The following is a 20,190-nucleotide window of genomic DNA, read 5'->3' as shown; positions in this document are numbered from 1 at the left end:
TGTTAGCGAATGATCACGTTTCGGCCACCGTTCTGGCGCATGCGCTCCATCTGCTCGTCTACCATCGCCTGGTACTCCTGCTGAGTGACTTTCTGGCCTTTGCCTGGGCGTGATATCTCTCCTTTCTTAAGAGAGCGTTGTTCTACTTTAATCGCCTTGATCACACGCTCCCCATTATTGATATCGACTGCTAGCACCGCTCCCGGCAGTGTGTTGTAAGATTCAGGACCAAGTGCCGGTCTGAGTTTGTCTGTATACCAGGCCACCACCGCTAGCTTCCTAGCTTCATCTTCATAGTAAGCCTGCTTGCAGGTATAGCCTTGTATTTCTTTGGTCTCTGTTCCAAACTTCCACGGACTGATGCGGATCGAATCTTCGATGATATACTTTTTGCCCATGAACTCAGTCAGAAACACTTTTTGGGCTGTGCCCTGGTCGTAATAACTTTCGTTAAGCGGTACCCGCATGTTGATGCGCATGCCACCGCCACTTGCCGTGAACTGGTCCTCGTCCTCTTCCAGCGCCTTGTAAAGCGACTCCTGGGTATTATAGAAAAGCTGCTGCTTGGTGGTACGGTACTCCGGTATCATGCTTTTCATAGCCTCCTGCTCAGGGCCGAGTCTACGGTGCATGTTCATTGTGTTTTCGTAGGTAATCACACCTTCTTGGGCGTAAACAACCACTGCCAACAGCAGCAGCGCCAGTGTCAGTATTCCAGAGAAGAAGTTTTTCATATGCTATCTTTTTTATGCTAAAAGTACAGCAATATGTTATCCCTAGGTGTTAAGGACTGTTAACGAAAGGTTAATCAAAAGTTAAAGTTTGGAAAGGACCTAAGCGACCAGAAAAAGTACTTATTCGCCTTGCACATTGATTCCGGCGCGACGGGCGATGGACTGGGCAATCACACTGGAGGCCAGCAGCTGCAGGGCGTGGTAGATCATGATCGGCAAGAGCATCAGGCCCACCATATCCGCATCCGGGAAGAGTACTTTGGCCATTACCGTGCCGTGCACCAGTGACTTCTTGGAGCCACAGAAGATGGCTGTGATGCGGTCAGCAGGGCTGAAACCCATCACACGGCTGATCCCATTTACAATGAAATACACCAAAAAGAAAAGCCCGATCATGGCCAGCCCCAGCAACAGCAGATTACCAATACTGTAACCACTAAACATATCGCGGGCAAAAGACTCACAGAAAGAGGTATAGACGATCAGCAGAATGATCACCTGATCAGATAAACGAAGCTGTTTGCGGTTACGCTCTGCAAAGCCGCCCCAATAACGGTGCAGCACCACACCCAGCGCAACAGGCACCAGTACCTGCAGCACCAGTTTACCCATTACTTGCCCCATGTCAAAATCACCGGAGCCCGCCGTCAGGTATAGCCCCATCCAGAGCGGTGTGATAAATACGCCCACCAGGCTTGAGATACTTGCATTGAAGATAGCCGCAGGTATATTGCCACCAGCTATTGATACCATGACTACTGATGAAGAAACCGTGGAAGGTAAGGCCGCCAGGTAAAAGGTCCCCAGCCATAGCATCTCGTAAGAGGTACCCTCAAAAAAGCCATGCAAAGGGATAAGCAACAGCGGAAAGATCAAAAAAGTAGAAGCCTGCACCACCAGGTGAAGTCGCCAACTCCCCAATCCTGCCCGAAGTTTCTCAGGGCTTAGGCGAAGTCCGTAAAAGAAAAAGATAAGGGAAACGCCAATACCGGCCACATCACTCAGCGAAAAAGGTTCGTAGTCCAAACCGCCTTCCGGCCAAAGCCAGGCCAGCACGATCATTCCGATCAGCGCCAGCAGAAACCAGTCGAAGCCAGCCCGCACCAACAGCTCCTGCACACTGCGCACACCAAATTTTGGCTTCGGCGCTTGGGGATTAGGATTGTCAGGTAGCGGAGTATGGGGTGTGCTCACAGGTATGTTTTGTTCAGATGTTCGATTAGACGAAAGCAAAAATCAGGTATAGCTGGCTCCAAAACAAAACAACGGCCGGCGCAATTACAAGCGCCGGCCGTTGTTTCAGGTATAATTACAAATTAGAAACCCAACATATCAATTGTTTCGAGCTCAAACTCGGTGGTATCTTCATAGTCAGCATCCGGCGCTGTCACAATCAGATCGCGAGCACGACCATAAAGCCGCACATTCGGTTGCAGATTTTCATATTCAGCCTGCGAGATAAGTCCCCGCCGTGCCATGATGCCCCCGATCAGGCGGTAGTAACCCGACTTCCAACTGCGCAAGTTGCCGTAACTGTCGAAGGAAGAGCGGTAGCGCTTCGGACTCGGGATGATGCTGGTCAGGAAGATCGACTCAGCCAGGTTAAGCTCCGAGGGCTGCTTTCCGAAGTAAAACCGCGAAGCATCCTTTGCTCCGTACACGTCCGGCCCCCACTCGATGATGTTCAGGTATATCTCAAACATCCGGTTCTTCGACACGATCTCCAGGTTCTCGATCAGCCATACAATGATGGCCTCCTCCACCTTGCGCGACACTGTTTTCTTACGCGTCAGGAACACGTTCTTGACCAGCTGCATCGAGATGGTACTACCGCCACGCACAAACTCCCTGTTCTTGATATTAGTCGCAATGGCCTGCCGGAAAGCCTCTTCGTGGAAGCCTTTGTGGCTGTAGAAACCAGCGTCTTCTGCTGTGAGCACGGCATTGCGCAGGTATGGCGATATCTGCCCGATCGGCGCATAGAATGGGTTAGAAGGTCCTACCATGAAGGTACGGATCGGTTTGCCATACTCGTACATGGTGTGCATAAACGGACCTTTCAGCTTGTCCAGGTTGGCTTTGCCCCACTTCACTACCCTGAAATCCTCAGAAGCATCCAGGTCAGAATCAAATACGACACGCTCTACACTGTCGAGGTTGACATGAAAGTTCATTTTGTACTGCAGCTTCCCCTCGGCCTGTATACCTTCCAGCGTCTCGAAAAGGCCATTAGGCAAAGATTCGAAGAAATCATTGGCAGGGAGTGCCTCAGTGCGCACTTTCAGATCGATGATCTTGGAGTCGGCGTTGTTATAAGCGGCGTACACATTGGCGCGGGCCTTGTTCACGCGCACTTCCGTTAGGCTATCCACCACAAAAAGATTCTGCCCCAGCGAAACCACATAGTCAACTGCTCCCTCCCGTAGGTAAATATTCTCGTCTGCCAGTTTCTCGTGGTTGAGCATCAGGTTATTTACCATCGCCCGGCCTTTTACAGTAAGTCTGTCGCGGCGGTAACGCTTCTCATTTATGCCCAGGTGCAGCGTGTCAAAAGCCACAACACCGTCAAACTTCTCTTTTACATAAGGTAGTCTGATGCCGGATGTATCAGCGGTGTACAGACTGGCCATGATGTTGTAATCACGCGGATCAATTGTACCTTTCACTATCAGGTTATTGATCAGGGAGTCAGTACGAATAGATACTTGTGATGCAATGTTCCCGTCCTCTATGGTAAGGAAAGGCATTTTTACATCGATGACCCGATTTGGAGAGGTATAGGTCACGTTCAGGTTACTGAAGTCCACCTGGTCGGGCACGTTATCAAAAGCAGTTTCGAGCACACGGTTAAGCAGCTCACCGTAGTTGCGGTCAGTTTTGGCAGTGGTGTCAACAGGCTGTGTATCGTCTTTCTTGAACAGGAAGGCGAAGTTATTCTGGTCCCCGTCCTTCACGGCAGTAAGATAGCCGTTGGCTACATCAAGGCTGCGTAACACAATGCGCCCCTTAAAGAGGGAGCGAAAACCAACGGTGGCATGCACGCTGTCGGTTTTGAAGAGCTGGGGCTGCCCATGCGGCACCAGGGTTATATCACTGAGTACGACAGAGGTAAGGCCATTGAACTCTGCTTTGCCGATGTTAAAATCTACAGGATAACGGTTCTCCACTTTCTCTACCACACGGTTTACGGTATAGCTAAGCAGGCTACTCCTAAACACTAAAAGGGAGATAAGGAGAATCAGGAAGAAGCCCAGCACAACGCCGACTCCTATCAGTATTCTTTTTTTCAATCGCTGGTCCAAAATATCAAGATGCGAATTACGCTAATAAGATTTAGTATCAAAATATAGTGCTGATATAATATATCACTCCATCACGCATACGTAATACCGTATGGTATATGTTATCTACCCCGCATACGACCTTAGTCGGATTTAGATATGACTTCAGGCACTATCTGGCTGCTTCAACCGCAAGAAAGATACCAATTGTTTCATTAACAGCATTTTACATTAAACTAACAGGCAAATTCACCCTTCCGTTCTTTTTTATGTGCCATAACACTACAATTGGTCCCAAGCCACCTATACCTGCTAAATAGACTTCCGCTTATTTGGCGTGCATTGGCATTACTGCTTATCTTTGACAGACGAAACATCCTCTTTTCCATGAATCTGACATCACTCACGGCCATATCACCGGTGGATGGCCGCTACCGCCGCAATACTTCAGAGCTAGCTGCTTATTTTTCTGAATTCGGACTGATCCGCTACCGCGTGCTGGTAGAGGTTGAGTATTTCATTGCCCTGTGCGAATTGCCGCTGCCACAGTTGGAAGGCGTGCCCCCCTATCAATTTGCTGAATTGCGGGCTATTTACGAGCAGTTCTCAGAGGCCGATGCGCTGCGCATCAAGGAAACGGAAAAGACCACCAACCATGATGTGAAGGCGGTAGAGTATTTCATCAAAGAGAAATTCGACAACCTCGGCCTCAGCCAGTACAAGGAGTTCATTCACTTTGGCCTGACTTCGCAGGATGTGAACAATACGGCTATACCGCTCTCCCTGCGCGAAGCCGATGAAAAGGTACTCATGCCGCTATACCAGCAGCTGCACCAGACGCTGGTGAACCTGGCGCAGTCCTGGAAAGACATCCCGATGCTGGCCCATACCCACGGACAGCCTGCCTCCCCTACCCGCCTGGGCAAAGAGATCATGGTATTTGCTGAGCGGCTCGAAGCACAACTGGAGCAAGTACGCCAGGTGCCTTTTTCTGCTAAGTTTGGCGGCGCGACCGGTAACTTCAACGCTCACCACATCGCCTATCCGGATGTGAACTGGCCTGCGTTTGGCAACCGTTTCGTACAAGAGGCACTAGGTTTACGCCGTAGCCAATACACAACCCAGATCGAGCACTACGACAACCTGGCCGCTTACTTCGACGGCATCAAGCGCCTCAACACCATCCTAATCGACTTCTCGCGCGACGTATGGCAGTATGTGTCGATGGGCTATTTCAAGCAGAAGATCAAAGCCGGCGAAGTAGGCTCTTCGGCCATGCCGCACAAAGTTAACCCGATCGACTTTGAGAACGCAGAGGGCAACTTAGGTATAGCCAATGCTGTGCTGGAGCATCTCTCAGCCAAGCTTCCGATTTCACGCCTGCAGCGCGACCTTACCGACTCCACCGTTCTGCGAAACGTTGGCGTGCCGCTGGCTCATGTACTGATAGCACTTAAATCGCTGGAGCGTGGTATCGGAAAACTTGAACTGAACGAGGCTGCCCTGCGCCATCACCTGGAAGAAAACTGGGCTGTTGTGGCAGAGGGTATACAGACTGTGCTGCGCCGCGAAGGATACCCGCAGCCTTACGAGGCGCTGAAAGACCTGACCCGCAAAAACGAAAAAATCACCGAGCAGACAATAGCCAACTTCATTGACACCCTGCAGGTGAGTGATGCGATCAAAGCTGAACTGAAAAAGATAAGTCCTTATACCTATACTGGTGTGCAACTGCTGTAAGGTATAGCCACCTATACAAAGAAGCCCCTGCCGGTTCATACTGGCAGGGGCTTCTTTGTATGCCTTTGCTAATGGATTACTGTCCTTGTGCAACCGGACCGTTCACCCTGATCTGCAGCAGTTCATAACCGGTTTCGCCTGCAGCTGTCAGGCCCTGCACCACCACCAAGTAAGTACCCGGCTGATCGGAGGTATAAAAACTTACCTGCTCTACTTTGTCAGGCTGTAGCTTGATCTCAGGAGACCAGTGCAGGAGGTTTCTGAAGTCGGCCAGTCGGCTGCGCTTTTGCTCGGGTGTGTCGTAGGCCGGTGCGTAAAACTCACGCTTTTGCTGTAATCCCTCGTATGCTTGCATCAGAGCACGCGGATCCAGGTCAAAGCCTGCCAGATCACCCGTATAGGTCTGGTAACTCACCAAACCTTCGTACGCCATCGGGCCATGAAAGAACCGGCTGGCAATCACATCCAGCTGCTTCACCTTGAGCGGATCAAAGGCCATGATCTTGTCAATGTTGAACACAGGCACACCATCCAGCAGTACCATCGGGTTCTGGCGGAAAATAGACTTGTAAGGTCGGTTCATGACCATGAAGTGGAAACTACGGCCTCTTAGGCGAACCTGTACTCCCTGCACATACTCGCGCATCACTTCCTCCATTACTTTAAAGCGCTTGTAATCATCGAGCAGGTAACGCTCCGATGGCTGGCCATAAAAAGCAGTGCTGTCTATACCTGGCGTACGGAATCTATTGCGATACGCCCCATGGTAGGCATGCTCGACCTGCACCTGCATGTGGCGCGCTCTGATATCCCCTTCTCTCGACTCGACAAGCTGAAGAGCAGATAACGTGCTGGAGGGATAGCGTGACGAGAAAGGGCTGAACAACTCAAAGTGATAGGTGCTGTCCTTCGTGAAGTCAGTTTGCAGCACGATATCCTTATTGCCATAGAAGTCCTTCAGCTCAAACATCAGCCTGCCATCGGCGTTGCTGCTGGCATTGTAAAAGCGAATCGGATGACCGGGTGACGCCAGGTAAGTCAAGATGCCCGGAGCAGCCTGACCTGAACTCTTATGCGTTACTTTTCCATAGAGCAGATGGCCATGGTTTTCAGGCAAAAAGGAGTGCTTAGCCGGTTCTTTTTCCAGTATTTCATTCCAAGTGAAGCGGCTCCAGCCATGGGTTAGCATCAGGTTATCCATGCCCAGCCGGTCTGTCCGACCCTCGTTGGAGAAGTAATAGCCAGGGGTTTCGATCGAGCCTTTCAGATCGGACTCAAGCCAGATGTAGCTGGCAATGTGCGCCTCTGGCTGCATTTGCAGCGAGTCCAGTTTGTACACCGCCATCGACAAATTTGCCGGGGCCTGCGAAGAAGCCTGTAGCTCCAGGCTGACCTTATCACGCAGACTATACTGCGGCTGTGACGCAGCAACCTGCAAGGCTATTTCTTTTGAAGGATTCTTAAAGTATAGGCGCTCGCTTACCGGCTGCCCAGCTGTGTTGAATACAGTGAAGTGCGTAATGCCGTCTGCCAGGTCAGCTTTATTTACCCTGAACACAAACTTGCCGTTTTGCAGCAGCGACCTTTCTGAGCTGACCACCTGCTGACGGGTATGCCCCAACAGGTATACATGTTCATCTGGTTTGCCTACCGAATGCACCGCAATGTGCACATAGTTAGCTGTGGTATCTGCCAGTTGCAAGGTATAGCCACGCTCGTGTACCTGCGGCAAGGCCTGCTCCAAAGTACTTCCATCAGGCAGCTGGAGTTTGGCCGTATAGCGCTTGCCCTGCTCAGGCGTAAACGTAAAACGGCCCATGCCAAACTTGTGTGGCGCAAACGTTGCTACTTCATTTCCGTCCTGGTCGTGAACTTGGCCAGCCAGCGCAGTTCCTTTGCCGCTCTGGCTTTCTGTTACTTTAAAAGCTACCTGACTCGCCACACCTGCCAGCAAACTTCCTCCTTCCGGGAAAAACTGCAAGGTATAGCCCTTGGCTTTCGGTGCCTCCTGCTTTGGTAGCTGCTCAAAGGTATTGATGATCGTTACCTGTTGCTGGAAGTAGAACTCGGGATCGAAGTTTTTCATCCAACTGGTATAGGCCCGCACAGTGTAGTTGCCTGATTTCAGCGTGGTGGGCAGTTGCAGATAGCCACTGCCAGCCCCGTCCTTCATGGCTACTTTGGCCTGCAGGGCAGGCTTCTGGCCTGCATCCAACAGCTCTACATAGGTCACCTTGCTCATGTCCAGTGGGCGGTGCTGGCTGCCGTCTACGCTGTATACCTTAAACCACATTTCATCGCCACAGGCATACACGGGTCTGTCGATGTGCAGGTATAGCTTCTCCTGCAGCGATGCCTGCCGGTGCTTCTGCAGACTGCTGACTGCCTCGTTAGCCTGGCCAGACTGGGCGTTTACTGTACCTATACCTGCTATTCCCAGTGCAAAGCAGAGCAAGGTGCGCAGCGCATACCTTTTCATGCCAGGCTGAGGTTGATTATGTTCAGAGTTGATCATCATTGGGGCGTTTGTTTCAGGTATGACATCTATTCCCAAAAAGCTGGTTTAACATTGGTGCCTTGCGTAGTGCAGTCCACGCATGGGCGTGTACCGAAGGTATAGCCGATTGGCCCCGGACCATTACCATAAATTTCATCTACAGGCACCAGATAGCCTCCTGTAAAGCGCTCATGCACCATACCTGAGCTGATCAGTACGGTATCAATTTCACAAGTCGGATAGTAAAGTCGCCAATCGCGCGGGAGGTCACGGCTATCTATGAATATCCTTTTCGTCTCCATGGTAGTGGCTGTTATGTAGCCAATCACCGTTTCTTCAGGGTTAGACAAGCTGCGGATGTTGCTGGTCAGTTGCGAAGGGAGCGGATCGAAAAGGGTACCAATACTTTCAGTGTTCTTCTTCAACATCTCCAGGTATTCGTACGCCTCACGGGTCAGTGCATACTGTTTCACAAGTATACTGTTCTTCATACTGATCTTTTCTGAATCAAAAGGTATAGAGAAAAGCCTATAGTCACTGATCCTGTCTTCGTTCAGTTTCACCGACGAGCCTATCTCAACTCGGGTAGAGTTTTCTGATTTCCAGCATACATAAATAGGGTCGTCACTCGGCTCACGAAAACGCACCTGTCCTTTATCATAAATGAGAATGGAATGAAAAGCTGTTCGGAACTGCCAGGTCTGCTCATATTCCCACTTATAGTAATGCGTGTTGTTGTTTGGGTCCTGAGAATTTACATAGACCTTCACCTCGCCTCCTTCTGCTTTCCAATGTACATTTTCGATAGGAGGACTAGGTTTCACCTCTACATAATCCGACGCATATTCACTGCCTGTTCTAGTGCGGATATACAATCTGTACTTCGCACCGATGTTCAGCTGCAGGTTAGGGTGCACATAGGTTCCATAACCTGTTTCATGCAGGCCATAGCGCTCGCCAGTTTCGGACTCTACTACCACCGTAGCATTCTCTTCAGCTGGAGGTGTGCCAGTATCGTTGAGGTTTTGAGTGCGGAGCAATTGTATGGTCGTGCGCCCGTTGGCATTCAGGAAGCCATTGACTACCAGAAAGCTGCTGGGTGACTCTAATACTTCAGGAAAGTATGGTTCTACGCAGCCGCTCACCAGGAGCATCACAAGCCAGACAATTGGGTTTTTCCAGTTCCGGATCTTCATGGCAATTAAAACTTAAAATTATAGGTGATAGTAGGGATTGGATGCCCGAAGATGGACATTTTGTACCCTCTGATCTGTCCTTTCTGTGATTTGAAATAAACGGAGTAAGGGTTTTTGCGACCTGTCAGGTTGTATACTGCCACAGTCCAGGAGCTGTGCGCCAGCTTTGCAATCTTATGGTTGCCCTCTATGTTCAGAGCCAGGTCTACACGGTAGTAGTCAGGAATGCGGTACTGGTTGCGGTCTGAGTACAGGATGCGGTGTGAAGCGCCATCGTAGTATTTGCCCAGCGGCAGCGTAATAGGGCGCCCTGTACTGTAGGTAAAGTTTACCGATGTGCTGAAACGCTGGCTAAAGCGGTAGTTGCTGATCATAGTCAGGTCGTGCGGCTTGTCAAAGTTACTCGCATACCACTCTCCTCTGTTGATCACTTCTGACACAGCCGGATCATCCAGGCGCACCATGGTGCGGGAGTAGGTATAGCTTACCCAGCCGTTGAGTTTACCTGTCGCTTTCTTGAGCATCAGTTCCACTCCATAAGCCTTGCCCTCGGCATTGGCTACATCCGTCTCGATGTGGTGGTTCATGATGATGCTGGCACCACTTCTGTAATCCAGGAAGTCCTGCATCCACTTGTAGTAAGCTTCTGCCGAAAACTCAATGGTATTGGCGCGCAGGTTGCGGTAGTAGCCAATCGCCACCTGATCGCCTACCTGCGGTTTGATGTTGTTGTCACTCAGCTTCCAGGTATCGGTAGGAGCCATGGTCGCCGTGTTAGAGAGCATGTGCACGTACTGGCGCAGCCTGTTGAAGCTCACCTTCACCGATGAGTTGCCTGACAGCACGTAACGGGCCGATAGCCTGAACTCAGGTCCGTGATAGGTCGCGAGCGATTTGCCACTGCCATAAGAAACCGTATCGACGATCGTGTTCAGCGTCTTAGGCATACCTGGCACATACTCCAGCACGTCTCGCTCCCCAAGGGCTGTAAAGAAAGAGTAGCGCAAACCAGCTGATACAGATAGCTTCTGGCTGATGTCATAGCGGTCAGACAGGTATAACGCGCTTTCGATGGCTTTCTCCTGCTGTAACTTGTCTGCCTTGATCAGCGACTCCTCATGGTTTGGCACCAGGCTACCTGGGTTTACTTCATAACGAATGGCGCTCGCACCAAAATCAAGCGTATGTTTGGAGTCAGGGAAGTAATTGAAGTCTACCTGCATACCTGTCTGGCTGATGCCAAAGTCCATTATTGCAGCGTTTGCGGCATTCTCCTCGTTTGAGATATCGTAGCCGTAATGGCTGTATGTTCCGGTTACCACACTGTAAAGCTTGTTATGGAAATTGTGCTTCCACTTGAGACTGGCGTTTTGGTTCTGGAAACGGTAAAGGGTGTCAGCGGCCAGTTTGAAGCGGTCTTTGCTCATATAACCGGTCAGGTACAGGCTGTTCTTCTCGTTTATCTCGTGGCTTATGTGCGTGTTCACGTCATAGAAAGATGCTTCACTGTTGCTGAACGACTTATTGGGTATCTTCTTGAGCAGCCAGTCAGAGTAGGTAGAGCGCCCACCTACCAGGATCGAGGTCTTGTCCTTGATGATCGGCCCCTCCAGTGTAAGGCGGCTTGTGAGCAGACCGATGCCGCCTGTTCCGCTAAACTGCTTTTTGTTACCCTCTCTGGATGTCACCTCCAGTACAGAGGACAGGCGTCCGCCATAACGGGCTGGTACGGCACTTTTGTAGAGTTCCACCGACTTGATCACGTCCGGGTTGAAAGCTGAGAAGAAACCAAACAGGTGTGATGGGTTATAGATGGTGGCATCGTTGAGTAGTATCAGGTTCTGGTCAGTGGAGCCACCGCGTACGTTCATACCCGTAGCGCCCTCCCCTACTGATTTCACGCCGGGCAGCGTTAGCACCACTCGCAGGATGTCGGTTTCACCAAATGCTGTTGGTACCTGTCTGATCGTCCGGATATCGAGGCGTTCCATACCCATCTGCAATCCCGTAACGTTGCGGTCTTTTTCGGCTTCCACCAGTACTTCTTTCAGAGATCGGATATCTTCTTCCACTTCAATATCCAGCTTGCCATCACTATGCAGTATAACCTGGCGCTTGGTGTTCTTTAGCCCTACTGCCCGTATGTTCAGCTCGTGACGGCCCACCGGGAGCGAAAGGGAATAGTAGCCATACTGATCTGATGCGGTGCCGATAGAAGGAGATTCAATGTATACATGGGCTCCAATGATTGGCTCGCCTGTGCTGGCATCGCGCAGGGTTCCGGCCAGGTTTGCTTTACCTGTCTTGTTCCCATTAGGCGTGCCTATTTCGTAAAGCTTGATTTCTGACTGTATCCTCTTTTTATTTTCCTGCTGCTGCGGCAGGTAGGCTGGCGTTGCCAGTTGATTGCTTCGTCTCGCTTCTTCTTCATCCTTGAAGAAATTGGAAGGCAGACTCGTCATGATCGGATTTTGCCGCGTGATAAAAACCTGCCGCTGTTCCGTGATGGCAAATTTGTAATCCGTGCCTTTCAGAATTTGGGCAAGCACCAGGTTGAGCGGTTCGCCCTCTACCTCCAGGTTTACCACCAGACTATCGGCCACAGCCTGCTCGTAGTAAAACTTGTAGGGTAGCCGGGTCTCCAGCCGCTGTACAAAATCCTGAAACGTCATGTTGCGGAATGATCCGCTTATGAGCGGAGACTCGTTCCGCTGTTGGGCATGCACTGGCACCGTCATGGTCATACAGCACAACAATACCAGCAAAAGTGCTCTGTAAAAATGGGTCATAAAAAAGGGGAGAGCTTAAACAGATTTTTAGATAGATCGGAAATATGCTACTTTATCGTTTGAGCGAATCATAGTGCTCCGCAGTTTTCACGATAGCATATTCCCGCTCTTTACCGAAGCGAAGTCTATTCGCACTGGCATACTTCTTCAGCGGCTTTTTCTGGTCTTGCAGCACACGCATCACCGAGCGCTTGTTACTGACCGGATGGTATACGCCATCCTTTACCAGGAAGAATTTACTTGCATCCCTGTACTCACCCTCCATTCCGTCTGTGCTGGCACGCTCAAACAGGGTCTTTTCGCGCTTCATCAACACCTGCACCTCGCCACTATAAAGCAGATCATAAAAGCCCGGACGAATTACAGAGCTAGTCGTGGTGTCCGGCTGCAACTGCACAAAAGTATGCCCATGCAGTTTGAAGGCTTCCACCCGGTTCTTTACAAGCCGTTGAGGCTGTCCGCTTCCATGGTTGACAATCAGGAGCTCGTCCTGTACCAGGTCATACAGCATCGGTACATCCTCAAACCAGGCACCGTCATACTTCACGGTTCCGTTCTGGTAGATCTTGTCCAGATAGAACTGATGCCCATCTACGTGGGACTTGACAGGCACATGATACTCAGGGCCGTTGTACAAGTGGGCGTGCACTCCAACTGCGGTGCGGTATTGCTGCAGTGCATTCAAAACTGCATTGTCTACAAAACTGCTGTCAGCCTGGGCAGTGGCAGCAAAGGGCAGAAAGGGCATTAAAAAGAAGAGAACCAGGTAGGCAGGGCTTTTGCGCATATCAAATCAAAGGTTGCTTTGCAGCTTAAATAGACATTAAATATAATGTATGTTTGATGTTATGACAAGCTTGCAGATAAAATATTTCAAAAAATATTACAGTATATTATCATGCAATTGGGGAAAGCTGTCACCTTTAAATATAACTTAAACCTTACCTAATTCAGCCTGACTTTGAAACACCAAAAGTCTTTAGCCAAAGACGGATCAGCAATTCTTAGCGCATGTTCATTAATTGACCTTAATTATTTCGCCTCAACGAAGGTATAGCACGACTGGCTTAGGCACAGTCAATTACCTTATTTGCATTAATTTCATTCAGTTAAAACCAGTGATCTGTAATCCTCAGGTCAGCATCATTTTTATTAATTCAGCACAAGCGACAAAGCTATACCTTATCTGCCAGCTCATACACTGCTTTTACAAACTGACTCCAACTAAAGCGTAACTTATAGGTTTTGATCTGCTGCGTGTATACCTGCGCTTTATCTGAGGTATAAAAATCAAGTATGGCAGCTGCGATCTCTTTTGGTTCTGGTGATACGACGTAGCCTACCTTCCCATGGGGCACCAACTCTGACAGGCCACCTACATTTGTCACCACCATCGGCTTATCAAAATGATAAGCAACCTGTGTTACGCCGCTTTGGGTAGCGTGCTTATAAGGCTGCACCACCAGATCGGCGGCGCAAAAGTAATGACGGACTTCGGCATTCGGGATGAAGTCCGTCCGCAGCACCAGCCGGTCCTGCAGCCCGTGTTTTTCAATCAGATCGCGGTAGGGTTTGGCATCTTCATAAAACTCCCCGGCGATCAGCAGTTTCAGATCAGGTATGGCCTGCAGTGCAGGTATAGACATGGCTTCAAGCAGCAAGTCGAGCCCTTTATAAGCCCGAATGAAACCAAAAAACAAAAGATATTTAAAATTGGGTTCCAGCCCAAGTGCGGCACAGGCCTCTGCTTTGCCTTCGGCTGGCCCGAAATTGTCATAAAGGGGATGCGGCAGGTATACGTTGGGTTTGTTAGGCTCAAAGCGCTGCAAGTCTTGCTGCACGGCCCGCGACATGGTCAGGAAGCCATGACAGGCACTCAAAAAGTATTTTGTAAAGGGAACATCGCCTGGGCGCTTCTCGTGCGGAATCACGTTGTCGGTAATGGCCAGGATACGGCTATACCTGTTACACTTAACCAGACGGGCAATGGTACCCAGAGCGGGGCCCATAAAAGGCAGCCAATACCTGAAAATAACCAGATCAGGTTTCTGATTACTGATGTAATTACCTGTACGAACCCAGCTGATAGGATTGACTGAATTAATCAGCGCCTTAATGGTGATGCCCTTCGGAGCAGGTTCACTGGTAAACTGGCTTTTGCCGGGAAATAGAAAGGAAGGATACTGCAGGCTGAATGAAACGATCTCCACTTCGTCACCAGCCTCCTGAAATGCCATCGCCAGGCGTTCGTTGAACGTAGACATGCCCCCACCCCGCAAAGGGTGCGCAGGTCCCACGATCACAATGCGCCTCCCTGCCATTATTTCTTGATCAGGCCTGCCCGGTCACGGATCAGGTACTCATTCTTTTTACTGGAAGTCATGGAGATCATTTCGGCCAGGAAACCGGCCAGAAAAAGCTGTACACCCAGAATCACCGCCACCAGCGAAAGATAGAACAGGGGCTGGTCTACCACGTCGCGTACGCGGCCATCCGGATACAGGCTAAATACTTTCTGAATAATCAGCCACAGCGTAATCCCCAAACCCACAAAAAAAGACAGGGTGCCGAACGTACCAAAGAAGTGCATCGGGCGCTTTTTGAAGCGACTCACAAACGTTATCGAGAGCAGGTCCAGGAAGCCGTACACGAACCGTTCGAGCCCGAACTTGGTCGTGCCATACTTGCGCTCCTGATGCTGCACTACTTTCTCGCCGATGCGCGTGAAGCCGTGCCACTTGGCTATTACAGGTATGTAGCGGTGCATCTCACCATGTACCTCAATGCTCTTCACGAGCAGCTGACGATAGGCTTTGAGTCCGCAGTTGAAGTCGTGCAACTTAATGCCGGAAAGGCCACGGGTAGCTGCATTAAACAGTTTGGTCGGAATGGTTTTGCTCACCGGATCAAATCGCTTCTGCTTCCAGCCTGACACCAGATCAAATCGCTGGTGCTTGATCATGTCATACAGGGCCGGGATTTCCTCCGGGCTGTCCTGCAAGTCGGCGTCCATGGTGATGACCACTTCGCCACTACAGCGCTTAAAACCCTCGTTCAACGCAGCAGACTTGCCGTAATTGCGGTTAAAACTGATGCCTTTGACGGTATTGTCTTCGGCGCTGAGTTCTGTGATAACATCCCAGGAACGGTCGGTACTGCCGTCGTCTACCAGGATGATTTCATAAGTAAAACTATGTGCGTGCATCACACGCTTGATCCAGCGGACCAGTTCAGGCAGCGATTCCTCTTCGTTCAAAAGAGGAACCACCACTGATATATCATAAGGGTATTGCATGCTTTTTATTCAAACTCCGGACGCTTGTTCTTCATCACAGCTGCTACAATAAGCGAAATCAAGAAACCAATGAACAGGTAGCCTACAATAGACCACACAATCATCATCATCGGGCTGGAGAAAGATTCTCCCATGGCAATAGCCTGCTCGATCTGCTCGTCACTCATACCTCTTTCTTCCAGCTCAATACGCTGCTTATCCATCATATTGGAGGTATATTCGGGATCAACAAATGAGGTATAGATGAACATAAATACACCACCCAACACACCAAAGGCCAGTGATACCAGCGTACCTATACCCAGACCCTGACCATAGGACATGTAGCCGTAATTTTGCTTTTTGTACTCCTTCATGGCAATGACCATAAAAGCAATCAGGATAAGGTAGCCTAAGGAGCCTACCCAACCGCTTACATTAACGCCGGTTATTAGCAGAACTGCAGTAAATACAACAGATACCAAGGCGCCGATGAAGCCATACTTGAGCGCTACAGAAGATACAGAGGGTTGGGTTTCAGTCATGATTAGAGAGGTTTATGTGAAGATGATTTACTTTCTGAAAAATACAGCTGCCACTACAGAAAACATCGCCCCTACTAACATCCTCCCCAAAAAATCATGTGTGGCCAGCATACTCGGTGACAGGTTGTCGAGTTCCTTGTAAGCTTGCTCAAAGTTTGATTCGCCCAATAACTTAATCTGTGCCTCCCGGCTCTGGTCAAGCAGTGCTCTCAGTTCTACTACATGTTGCTGAATGATCTCAGGCCCTGCCAGGTATAGCATCAGGTATAGCAGCATGGCAGCACTCAACGCAGTGTAGAATGTAACCGACAGACTCACCCGCACCCCTTTCCAGAAACCAACCTCAGCATCATGAAACTGCTTGAAATAGCGCAGGCCCATAAAGATAAAAATCGGCAAGGGCAGGTAACTCCAGCGCCCCGCATCTCCTAATGCATTGAAGCCCATCAGGTGCAAGGCCAGTAAGATCACAAAAGAAGCCAATCCGCACAGTACGCCATAGCGTACCCCCACCCTTACAATCGTTTGATTCAGCATTTGTTATGCGCTTATTCAGCGTCAGCATTACCGCTGACAAAAATATAGCTATAAAGATATTAAAAAGAATGATTAAGTACTACCTGCCCTTTGTTGACCAGGCCAATAACCTTGCCTGTAAGCTCACGTCCCAGGAAAGGGGAATTTTTAGATTTAGACCGGGTTCCTGCTGCCGTCGGAGTCCATTTTAGTTCCGGATGAAAAAGTGTGAGGCAAGCTGGTGCTCCTTCGGCTATACCACATACCGGCATTTGCAGTATCTGACGGGGAGCGGTGGTAAACTTATCGATCAATTGTTCCAGCGGCAGCGTATCGCACATCGTCGTATTGGCCACAGCAAAGGCTGTTTCGAGGTTGATGATTCCAAAGTCCGCCAGGTCAAACTCCAGCTTCTTACTTTCTGTGTCCTGCGGCTGGTGCCCGGATACGACGGCATCAATGGTGCCATCGGCAAGTCCCTGCAGTATCGCTTCTTTGTCGGCTTCGCTTCTGAAAGGAGGGGATACTTTATAATTAGTATCGAAGGGTACCATGGTATGATCGGTATAGGCAACCTGGTAACTAGCCACGTCGCAGCTTACCTGCAGGCCTTTGGCTTTAGCGGCACGTATCGCCTCCACGGCGGCGGCAGTAGAAATAAGCGAGAAGTGCAGTCGCCCTCCTGTGTATTCGAGCAGTTGCAGGTCGCGTGTCACCATTACCTCTTCAGCGAGGGCAGGTATACCTTTCATCCCTAGCTGTGTGCTTACAATGCCTTCGTGCACCTGCCCGTACTCCGTCAGACGGGTATGTTCTGGTCGGTTTATCAGCACGCCATCAAAAGGCTGCAGATATTGCAGAGCTTTCACGATGACTTCGGCTCCCTGCAGGGGCTTTGCACCATCGCTAAAAGCAACAGCTCCCGCACGCTGCAGGTCAATCATTTCCGTCAGTTCCTTTCCTTGTGTATCAACTGTCACAGCACCAGTTGGCATTAAATTAACAGGAAGGCCAGCCGACTTGGCTTTTATAAAATTGATAGCACCTTTGGTTTGAACGACAGGCTGCACATTAGGCATGCACAGCACGTCAGTGAAACCACCAGCGGCTGCAGCCTCACCCAGTGACTCCAAGTCTTCCTTGTGTTCCAGCCCCGGCTCACCGACTTGTGCGTACAAGTCAACCCAACCCGGAGACACACAAAGACCTTCCATTTCGATCGTCTGGTCTGCTTGCTGAACATTTCCTCCTATTGAGGTGATCAGGCCGTTATCAATAAGTATGTTTTGTTGCTGAAGATGAAAAGCTGATGAGGGATCGTAGATGCGGACTGCTTTGAGAAGAAGTTTCATGTTAGAGGAATCTGATTAGAGCTATTTCTGCCATCAAGAAAATCAGACACAATAATAGGCAATATTTCCAAAGGGTGACGCCAAAAAATCGTTTTTCGAATTCGCTCTTCACAGAGAAGGTATCGCTGTAGTCGTAAACATGCACATGCTGCTGTCCTTCGGGCAGGAAACTCCGCAGTTCTGCAGGACTATACTGATCCAGCACAGACTCCTGTTTATCAAAGTTAAAGGCGAAGCTACTCACTGCCTCTCCCTGATGTTGCAGTTCATAAAAGCCAGCTTCATCAAGATCTGGTGGCACATTAAATACTAAGCGCCCTCCTCTGACCTGTTGCTCCGGTATAAAAACAGTACTGTCTTTCACCAATTTAAAAATGCTCTCACCTCCTACCTGCTTTTGAATAGGTACCGTGATCGCCATATTCTGCAAACGATAGGCAATCTGCTGCTCCTGCTTATAACTGCTGATCGCCAAACGGTACATCACTGGCACAAAGAGCGCATGATTGACTAATTCATTCTGCTCGGGCTGTAAGGGAGCTGCCATCAGGTATACCTTCCCCTGTCCTCTGTCAAAACGTGACAGATAAGGTGTCCCACCTCTGTATTTTAGAATATCTTCAGAGGAACGCGACCATGCCAGCTTTCTGACAGAAGCAGGCATCTGCATTTTGGGATCGTAGTCTGCAAAGATGGTTTTAAAGAAAGGGTTATCACGGTCCGGAATACCTAGCGAAGTCTTTGTGCTGCTGCCTGCATTCAAACTGGCAGGTATAGAGAGTGATTGCATCAACGCCGCATAGGAGCTACTACGCTCAGTCGATGGAGGAATAACTGCTAGGGTCCCGCCGGACTTAACATAGGTATCAAGAGTAGAAACAAGGGCAGCTGGTATTTCATCTATCCCCTGTATTATGATAATGTCAGAGCTGTTGAGACGTGCATAATCAATATTATTAGGGGAGAAGCGCTGAATCTGGAACAATGGCTCGTTCCGGTACAATCGCTGCAGAGGGCTTTCTTCATTCCCACTGATCTCTGTAATCGACAATCGGCCGGAAGGCTGGAGAACGAAGTAGTAAAGGTTATCAAACTCAACCGGATAGTCCTCTACTTCTACCCAGGCACGCTTATTTCCCTCGCCTCTTATTGTGAAGTTAATCGCTGTTTCCGTAATCTGCTTTGGTGGCAGATCTATGCTTAAAGTAGCAAGCTGCACATTGTCAATCACTAACTTAACAGGACAATCAGGAATGGCCTTATCCCCTGCATTGTAAAGCCTTACATATAATGTACCCTCCGTACCAGGTCGAACAAATTCATCAGCCAGGTATACTGAATCCACAAATACATTGGATGTGCCTGCCGCTTTGAGTGGTACAAGATGATAAATCCGGTTACTGTCAACACGACTCAGCAAAGAGGGTTCAAAGTATGACTTCTGGAAATCAGAGAATAAAAAAACATGCTCAGCAGCTACTTGGTTGGCACTCATCACCTGTTGACTCACAAAAGGCCTGGTAGAATGGGATAACTGATCGAGCTCATTCACAGCATCATTAGTCCCCACTGTTGCTGCTCTGTTATAATTTGAGTTAGTATTGATGCTGATAGCTGTTGTAGAGGGGAAAATATCCAAAACCTTTTTGGCCTGATCAGCAGCTACAGTCAGTAGTGTCAGATCATCTTCTGCATGAAGGTTCTGCATACTCAATGAATTATCCAGCGCTATCGTCACCTGAGAAGAGTCAACAGGTCGCACCGTTTCTGAGGCAGGCAGAAACGGTTGTGCGAATGCGAATACCAGGAAGGTAATGAACAGAATGCGGGCTGCTAGAATGAGTAATTCCTTCAGATTACGCTGGCTAGCCGTAAGATCTTTGGAAACCTGGATAAACTTAACATTGCTGAATTCTACCCGCTTTGCCCGCCGTAACTGAATAAGGTGTAACACAATCGGAATAGCGATCGCTGCAAGCGCCCATAAGAAAGAAGGATAGAGGAATGCCATGTCAACAAGTTAGAGAGGATGTTTGTAATATACAACGCACCAGCTGAACATTACCATACGCTTTCTAACATAATCTGATACTATGAAAGGAAAGATAATAGGATTCTTACTCTCCTTGTCTTTCCTGCCTTTCTCCCTGTGCTCAACACTTCGTCCCCTTTCTTGGGGCGATTGTCTAAAACGGGGACAGCCCCTGACTCCGGTTGGAATCAGGGGCTGTCTGTTGTTGGGGTTGGCGGCCACCTACTCTCCCGG

General features: G+C 49.5%; 13 protein-coding genes and 1 pseudogene. 1 reads left to right on the top strand and 13 read right to left on the bottom strand.

Going from position 1 to position 20,190, the window contains the following annotated elements:
• Positions 1-2: 2 nt before the first annotated feature.
• From Q1A54_RS19635 to Q1A54_RS19625, 3 genes are all read right to left on the bottom strand, one after another.
• Positions 3-734, bottom strand: coding sequence for a GLPGLI family protein (locus tag Q1A54_RS19635; RefSeq protein WP_299991605.1), 732 nt, complete (start codon positions 732-734; stop codon positions 3-5).
• Between the two features lie 120 nt (positions 735-854).
• Positions 855-1,862, bottom strand: coding sequence for a bile acid:sodium symporter family protein (locus Q1A54_RS19630; protein WP_299991699.1), 1,008 nt, complete (start codon positions 1,860-1,862; stop codon positions 855-857).
• 188 nt (positions 1,863-2,050) lie between these two features.
• Positions 2,051-4,024, bottom strand: coding sequence for a biosynthetic peptidoglycan transglycosylase (locus Q1A54_RS19625; protein ID WP_299991603.1), 1,974 nt, complete (start codon positions 4,022-4,024; stop codon positions 2,051-2,053).
• 378 nt (positions 4,025-4,402) lie between these two features.
• On the opposite strand from Q1A54_RS19625, the gene purB reads away from it, so the two are divergent.
• Positions 4,403-5,755, top strand: coding sequence for an adenylosuccinate lyase (gene purB, locus Q1A54_RS19620; protein ID WP_299991600.1), 1,353 nt, complete (start codon positions 4,403-4,405; stop codon positions 5,753-5,755).
• A 76-nt stretch (positions 5,756-5,831) separates the two neighbouring features.
• Here purB and Q1A54_RS19615 read toward each other — a convergent pair whose 3' ends face one another.
• The 10 genes and pseudogenes from Q1A54_RS19615 to Q1A54_RS19570 all read right to left on the bottom strand — a co-directional run bounded on the left by Q1A54_RS19615 (position 5,832) and on the right by Q1A54_RS19570 (position 19,935).
• Positions 5,832-8,309 carry a hypothetical protein gene (locus tag Q1A54_RS19615; RefSeq protein WP_299991598.1) on the bottom strand — a complete coding sequence of 826 codons (2,478 nt, stop codon included), beginning with the start codon at positions 8,307-8,309 and terminating at the stop codon, positions 5,832-5,834.
• Positions 8,300-9,448, bottom strand: a complete 1,149-nt coding sequence (locus Q1A54_RS19610) for a DUF4249 domain-containing protein (RefSeq protein ID WP_299991596.1) — start codon at positions 9,446-9,448, stop codon at positions 8,300-8,302. The genes Q1A54_RS19615 and Q1A54_RS19610 overlap by 10 nt, the downstream gene beginning before the upstream one ends.
• 137 nt (positions 9,449-9,585) lie before the next feature.
• Positions 9,586-11,910 (bottom strand): annotated as a pseudogene (locus tag Q1A54_RS19605) (TonB-dependent receptor); the annotation flags it as partial.
• Positions 11,911-12,289: 379 nt separating this feature from the next.
• Positions 12,290-13,024, bottom strand: a complete 735-nt coding sequence (locus Q1A54_RS19600; RefSeq protein WP_299991591.1) for a hypothetical protein — start codon at positions 13,022-13,024, stop codon at positions 12,290-12,292.
• 388 nt (positions 13,025-13,412) lie between these two features.
• Entirely contained in the window at positions 13,413-14,558 is a 1,146-nt protein-coding gene (locus Q1A54_RS19595) for a glycosyltransferase (protein ID WP_299991589.1), read from the bottom strand.
• Positions 14,558-15,532 (bottom strand): glycosyltransferase family 2 protein, encoded by a 975-nt coding sequence (locus tag Q1A54_RS19590; protein WP_076422479.1) that lies wholly within the window; start codon positions 15,530-15,532, stop codon positions 14,558-14,560. Before Q1A54_RS19590 ends, Q1A54_RS19595 begins: the two co-directional genes overlap by 1 nt.
• 5 nt (positions 15,533-15,537) lie before the next feature.
• Positions 15,538-16,056 carry a DUF4199 domain-containing protein gene (locus tag Q1A54_RS19585; RefSeq protein WP_299991587.1) on the bottom strand — a complete coding sequence of 173 codons (519 nt, stop codon included), beginning with the start codon at positions 16,054-16,056 and terminating at the stop codon, positions 15,538-15,540.
• A 27-nt stretch (positions 16,057-16,083) separates the two neighbouring features.
• Positions 16,084-16,593, bottom strand: coding sequence for a DUF4199 domain-containing protein (locus Q1A54_RS19580; protein ID WP_299991584.1), 510 nt, complete (start codon positions 16,591-16,593; stop codon positions 16,084-16,086).
• A 59-nt stretch (positions 16,594-16,652) separates the two neighbouring features.
• Positions 16,653-17,924 (bottom strand): dihydroorotase, encoded by a 1,272-nt coding sequence (locus Q1A54_RS19575; protein WP_299991582.1) that lies wholly within the window; start codon positions 17,922-17,924, stop codon positions 16,653-16,655.
• 1 nt (position 17,925) lies between these two features.
• The gene (locus Q1A54_RS19570) at positions 17,926-19,935 is read right to left on the bottom strand and encodes a BatA domain-containing protein (RefSeq protein WP_299991580.1); all 2,010 of its coding nucleotides are present in this window, start codon (positions 19,933-19,935) and stop codon (positions 17,926-17,928) included.
• Positions 19,936-20,190 lie beyond the last annotated feature (255 nt).

The sequence above is a fragment of the uncultured Pontibacter sp. genome (assembly GCF_947502515.1).
Taxonomy (GTDB): domain Bacteria; phylum Bacteroidota; class Bacteroidia; order Cytophagales; family Hymenobacteraceae; genus Pontibacter.
The sequence above is the reverse complement of the archived record's forward strand: the minus strand, read 5'-3'. Positions and strand labels throughout refer to the sequence as shown.

Coding starts and splice junctions, on each gene's coding strand:
- Q1A54_RS19635 (WP_299991605.1), bottom strand. CDS start 734: ATGAAAAACTTCTTCTCTGGAATACTGACACTGGCGCTGCTGCTGTTG.
- purB (WP_299991600.1), top strand. CDS start 4,403: ATGAATCTGACATCACTCACGGCCATATCACCGGTGGATGGCCGCTAC.
- Q1A54_RS19610 (WP_299991596.1), bottom strand. CDS start 9,448: ATGAAGATCCGGAACTGGAAAAACCCAATTGTCTGGCTTGTGATGCTC.
- Q1A54_RS19600 (WP_299991591.1), bottom strand. CDS start 13,024: ATGCGCAAAAGCCCTGCCTACCTGGTTCTCTTCTTTTTAATGCCCTTT.
- Q1A54_RS19595 (WP_299991589.1), bottom strand. CDS start 14,558: ATGGCAGGGAGGCGCATTGTGATCGTGGGACCTGCGCACCCTTTGCGG.
- Q1A54_RS19590 (WP_076422479.1), bottom strand. CDS start 15,532: ATGCAATACCCTTATGATATATCAGTGGTGGTTCCTCTTTTGAACGAA.
- Q1A54_RS19585 (WP_299991587.1), bottom strand. CDS start 16,056: ATGACTGAAACCCAACCCTCTGTATCTTCTGTAGCGCTCAAGTATGGC.
- Q1A54_RS19580 (WP_299991584.1), bottom strand. CDS start 16,593: ATGCTGAATCAAACGATTGTAAGGGTGGGGGTACGCTATGGCGTACTG.
- Q1A54_RS19575 (WP_299991582.1), bottom strand. CDS start 17,924: ATGAAACTTCTTCTCAAAGCAGTCCGCATCTACGATCCCTCATCAGCT.
- Q1A54_RS19570 (WP_299991580.1), bottom strand. CDS start 19,935: ATGGCATTCCTCTATCCTTCTTTCTTATGGGCGCTTGCAGCGATCGCT.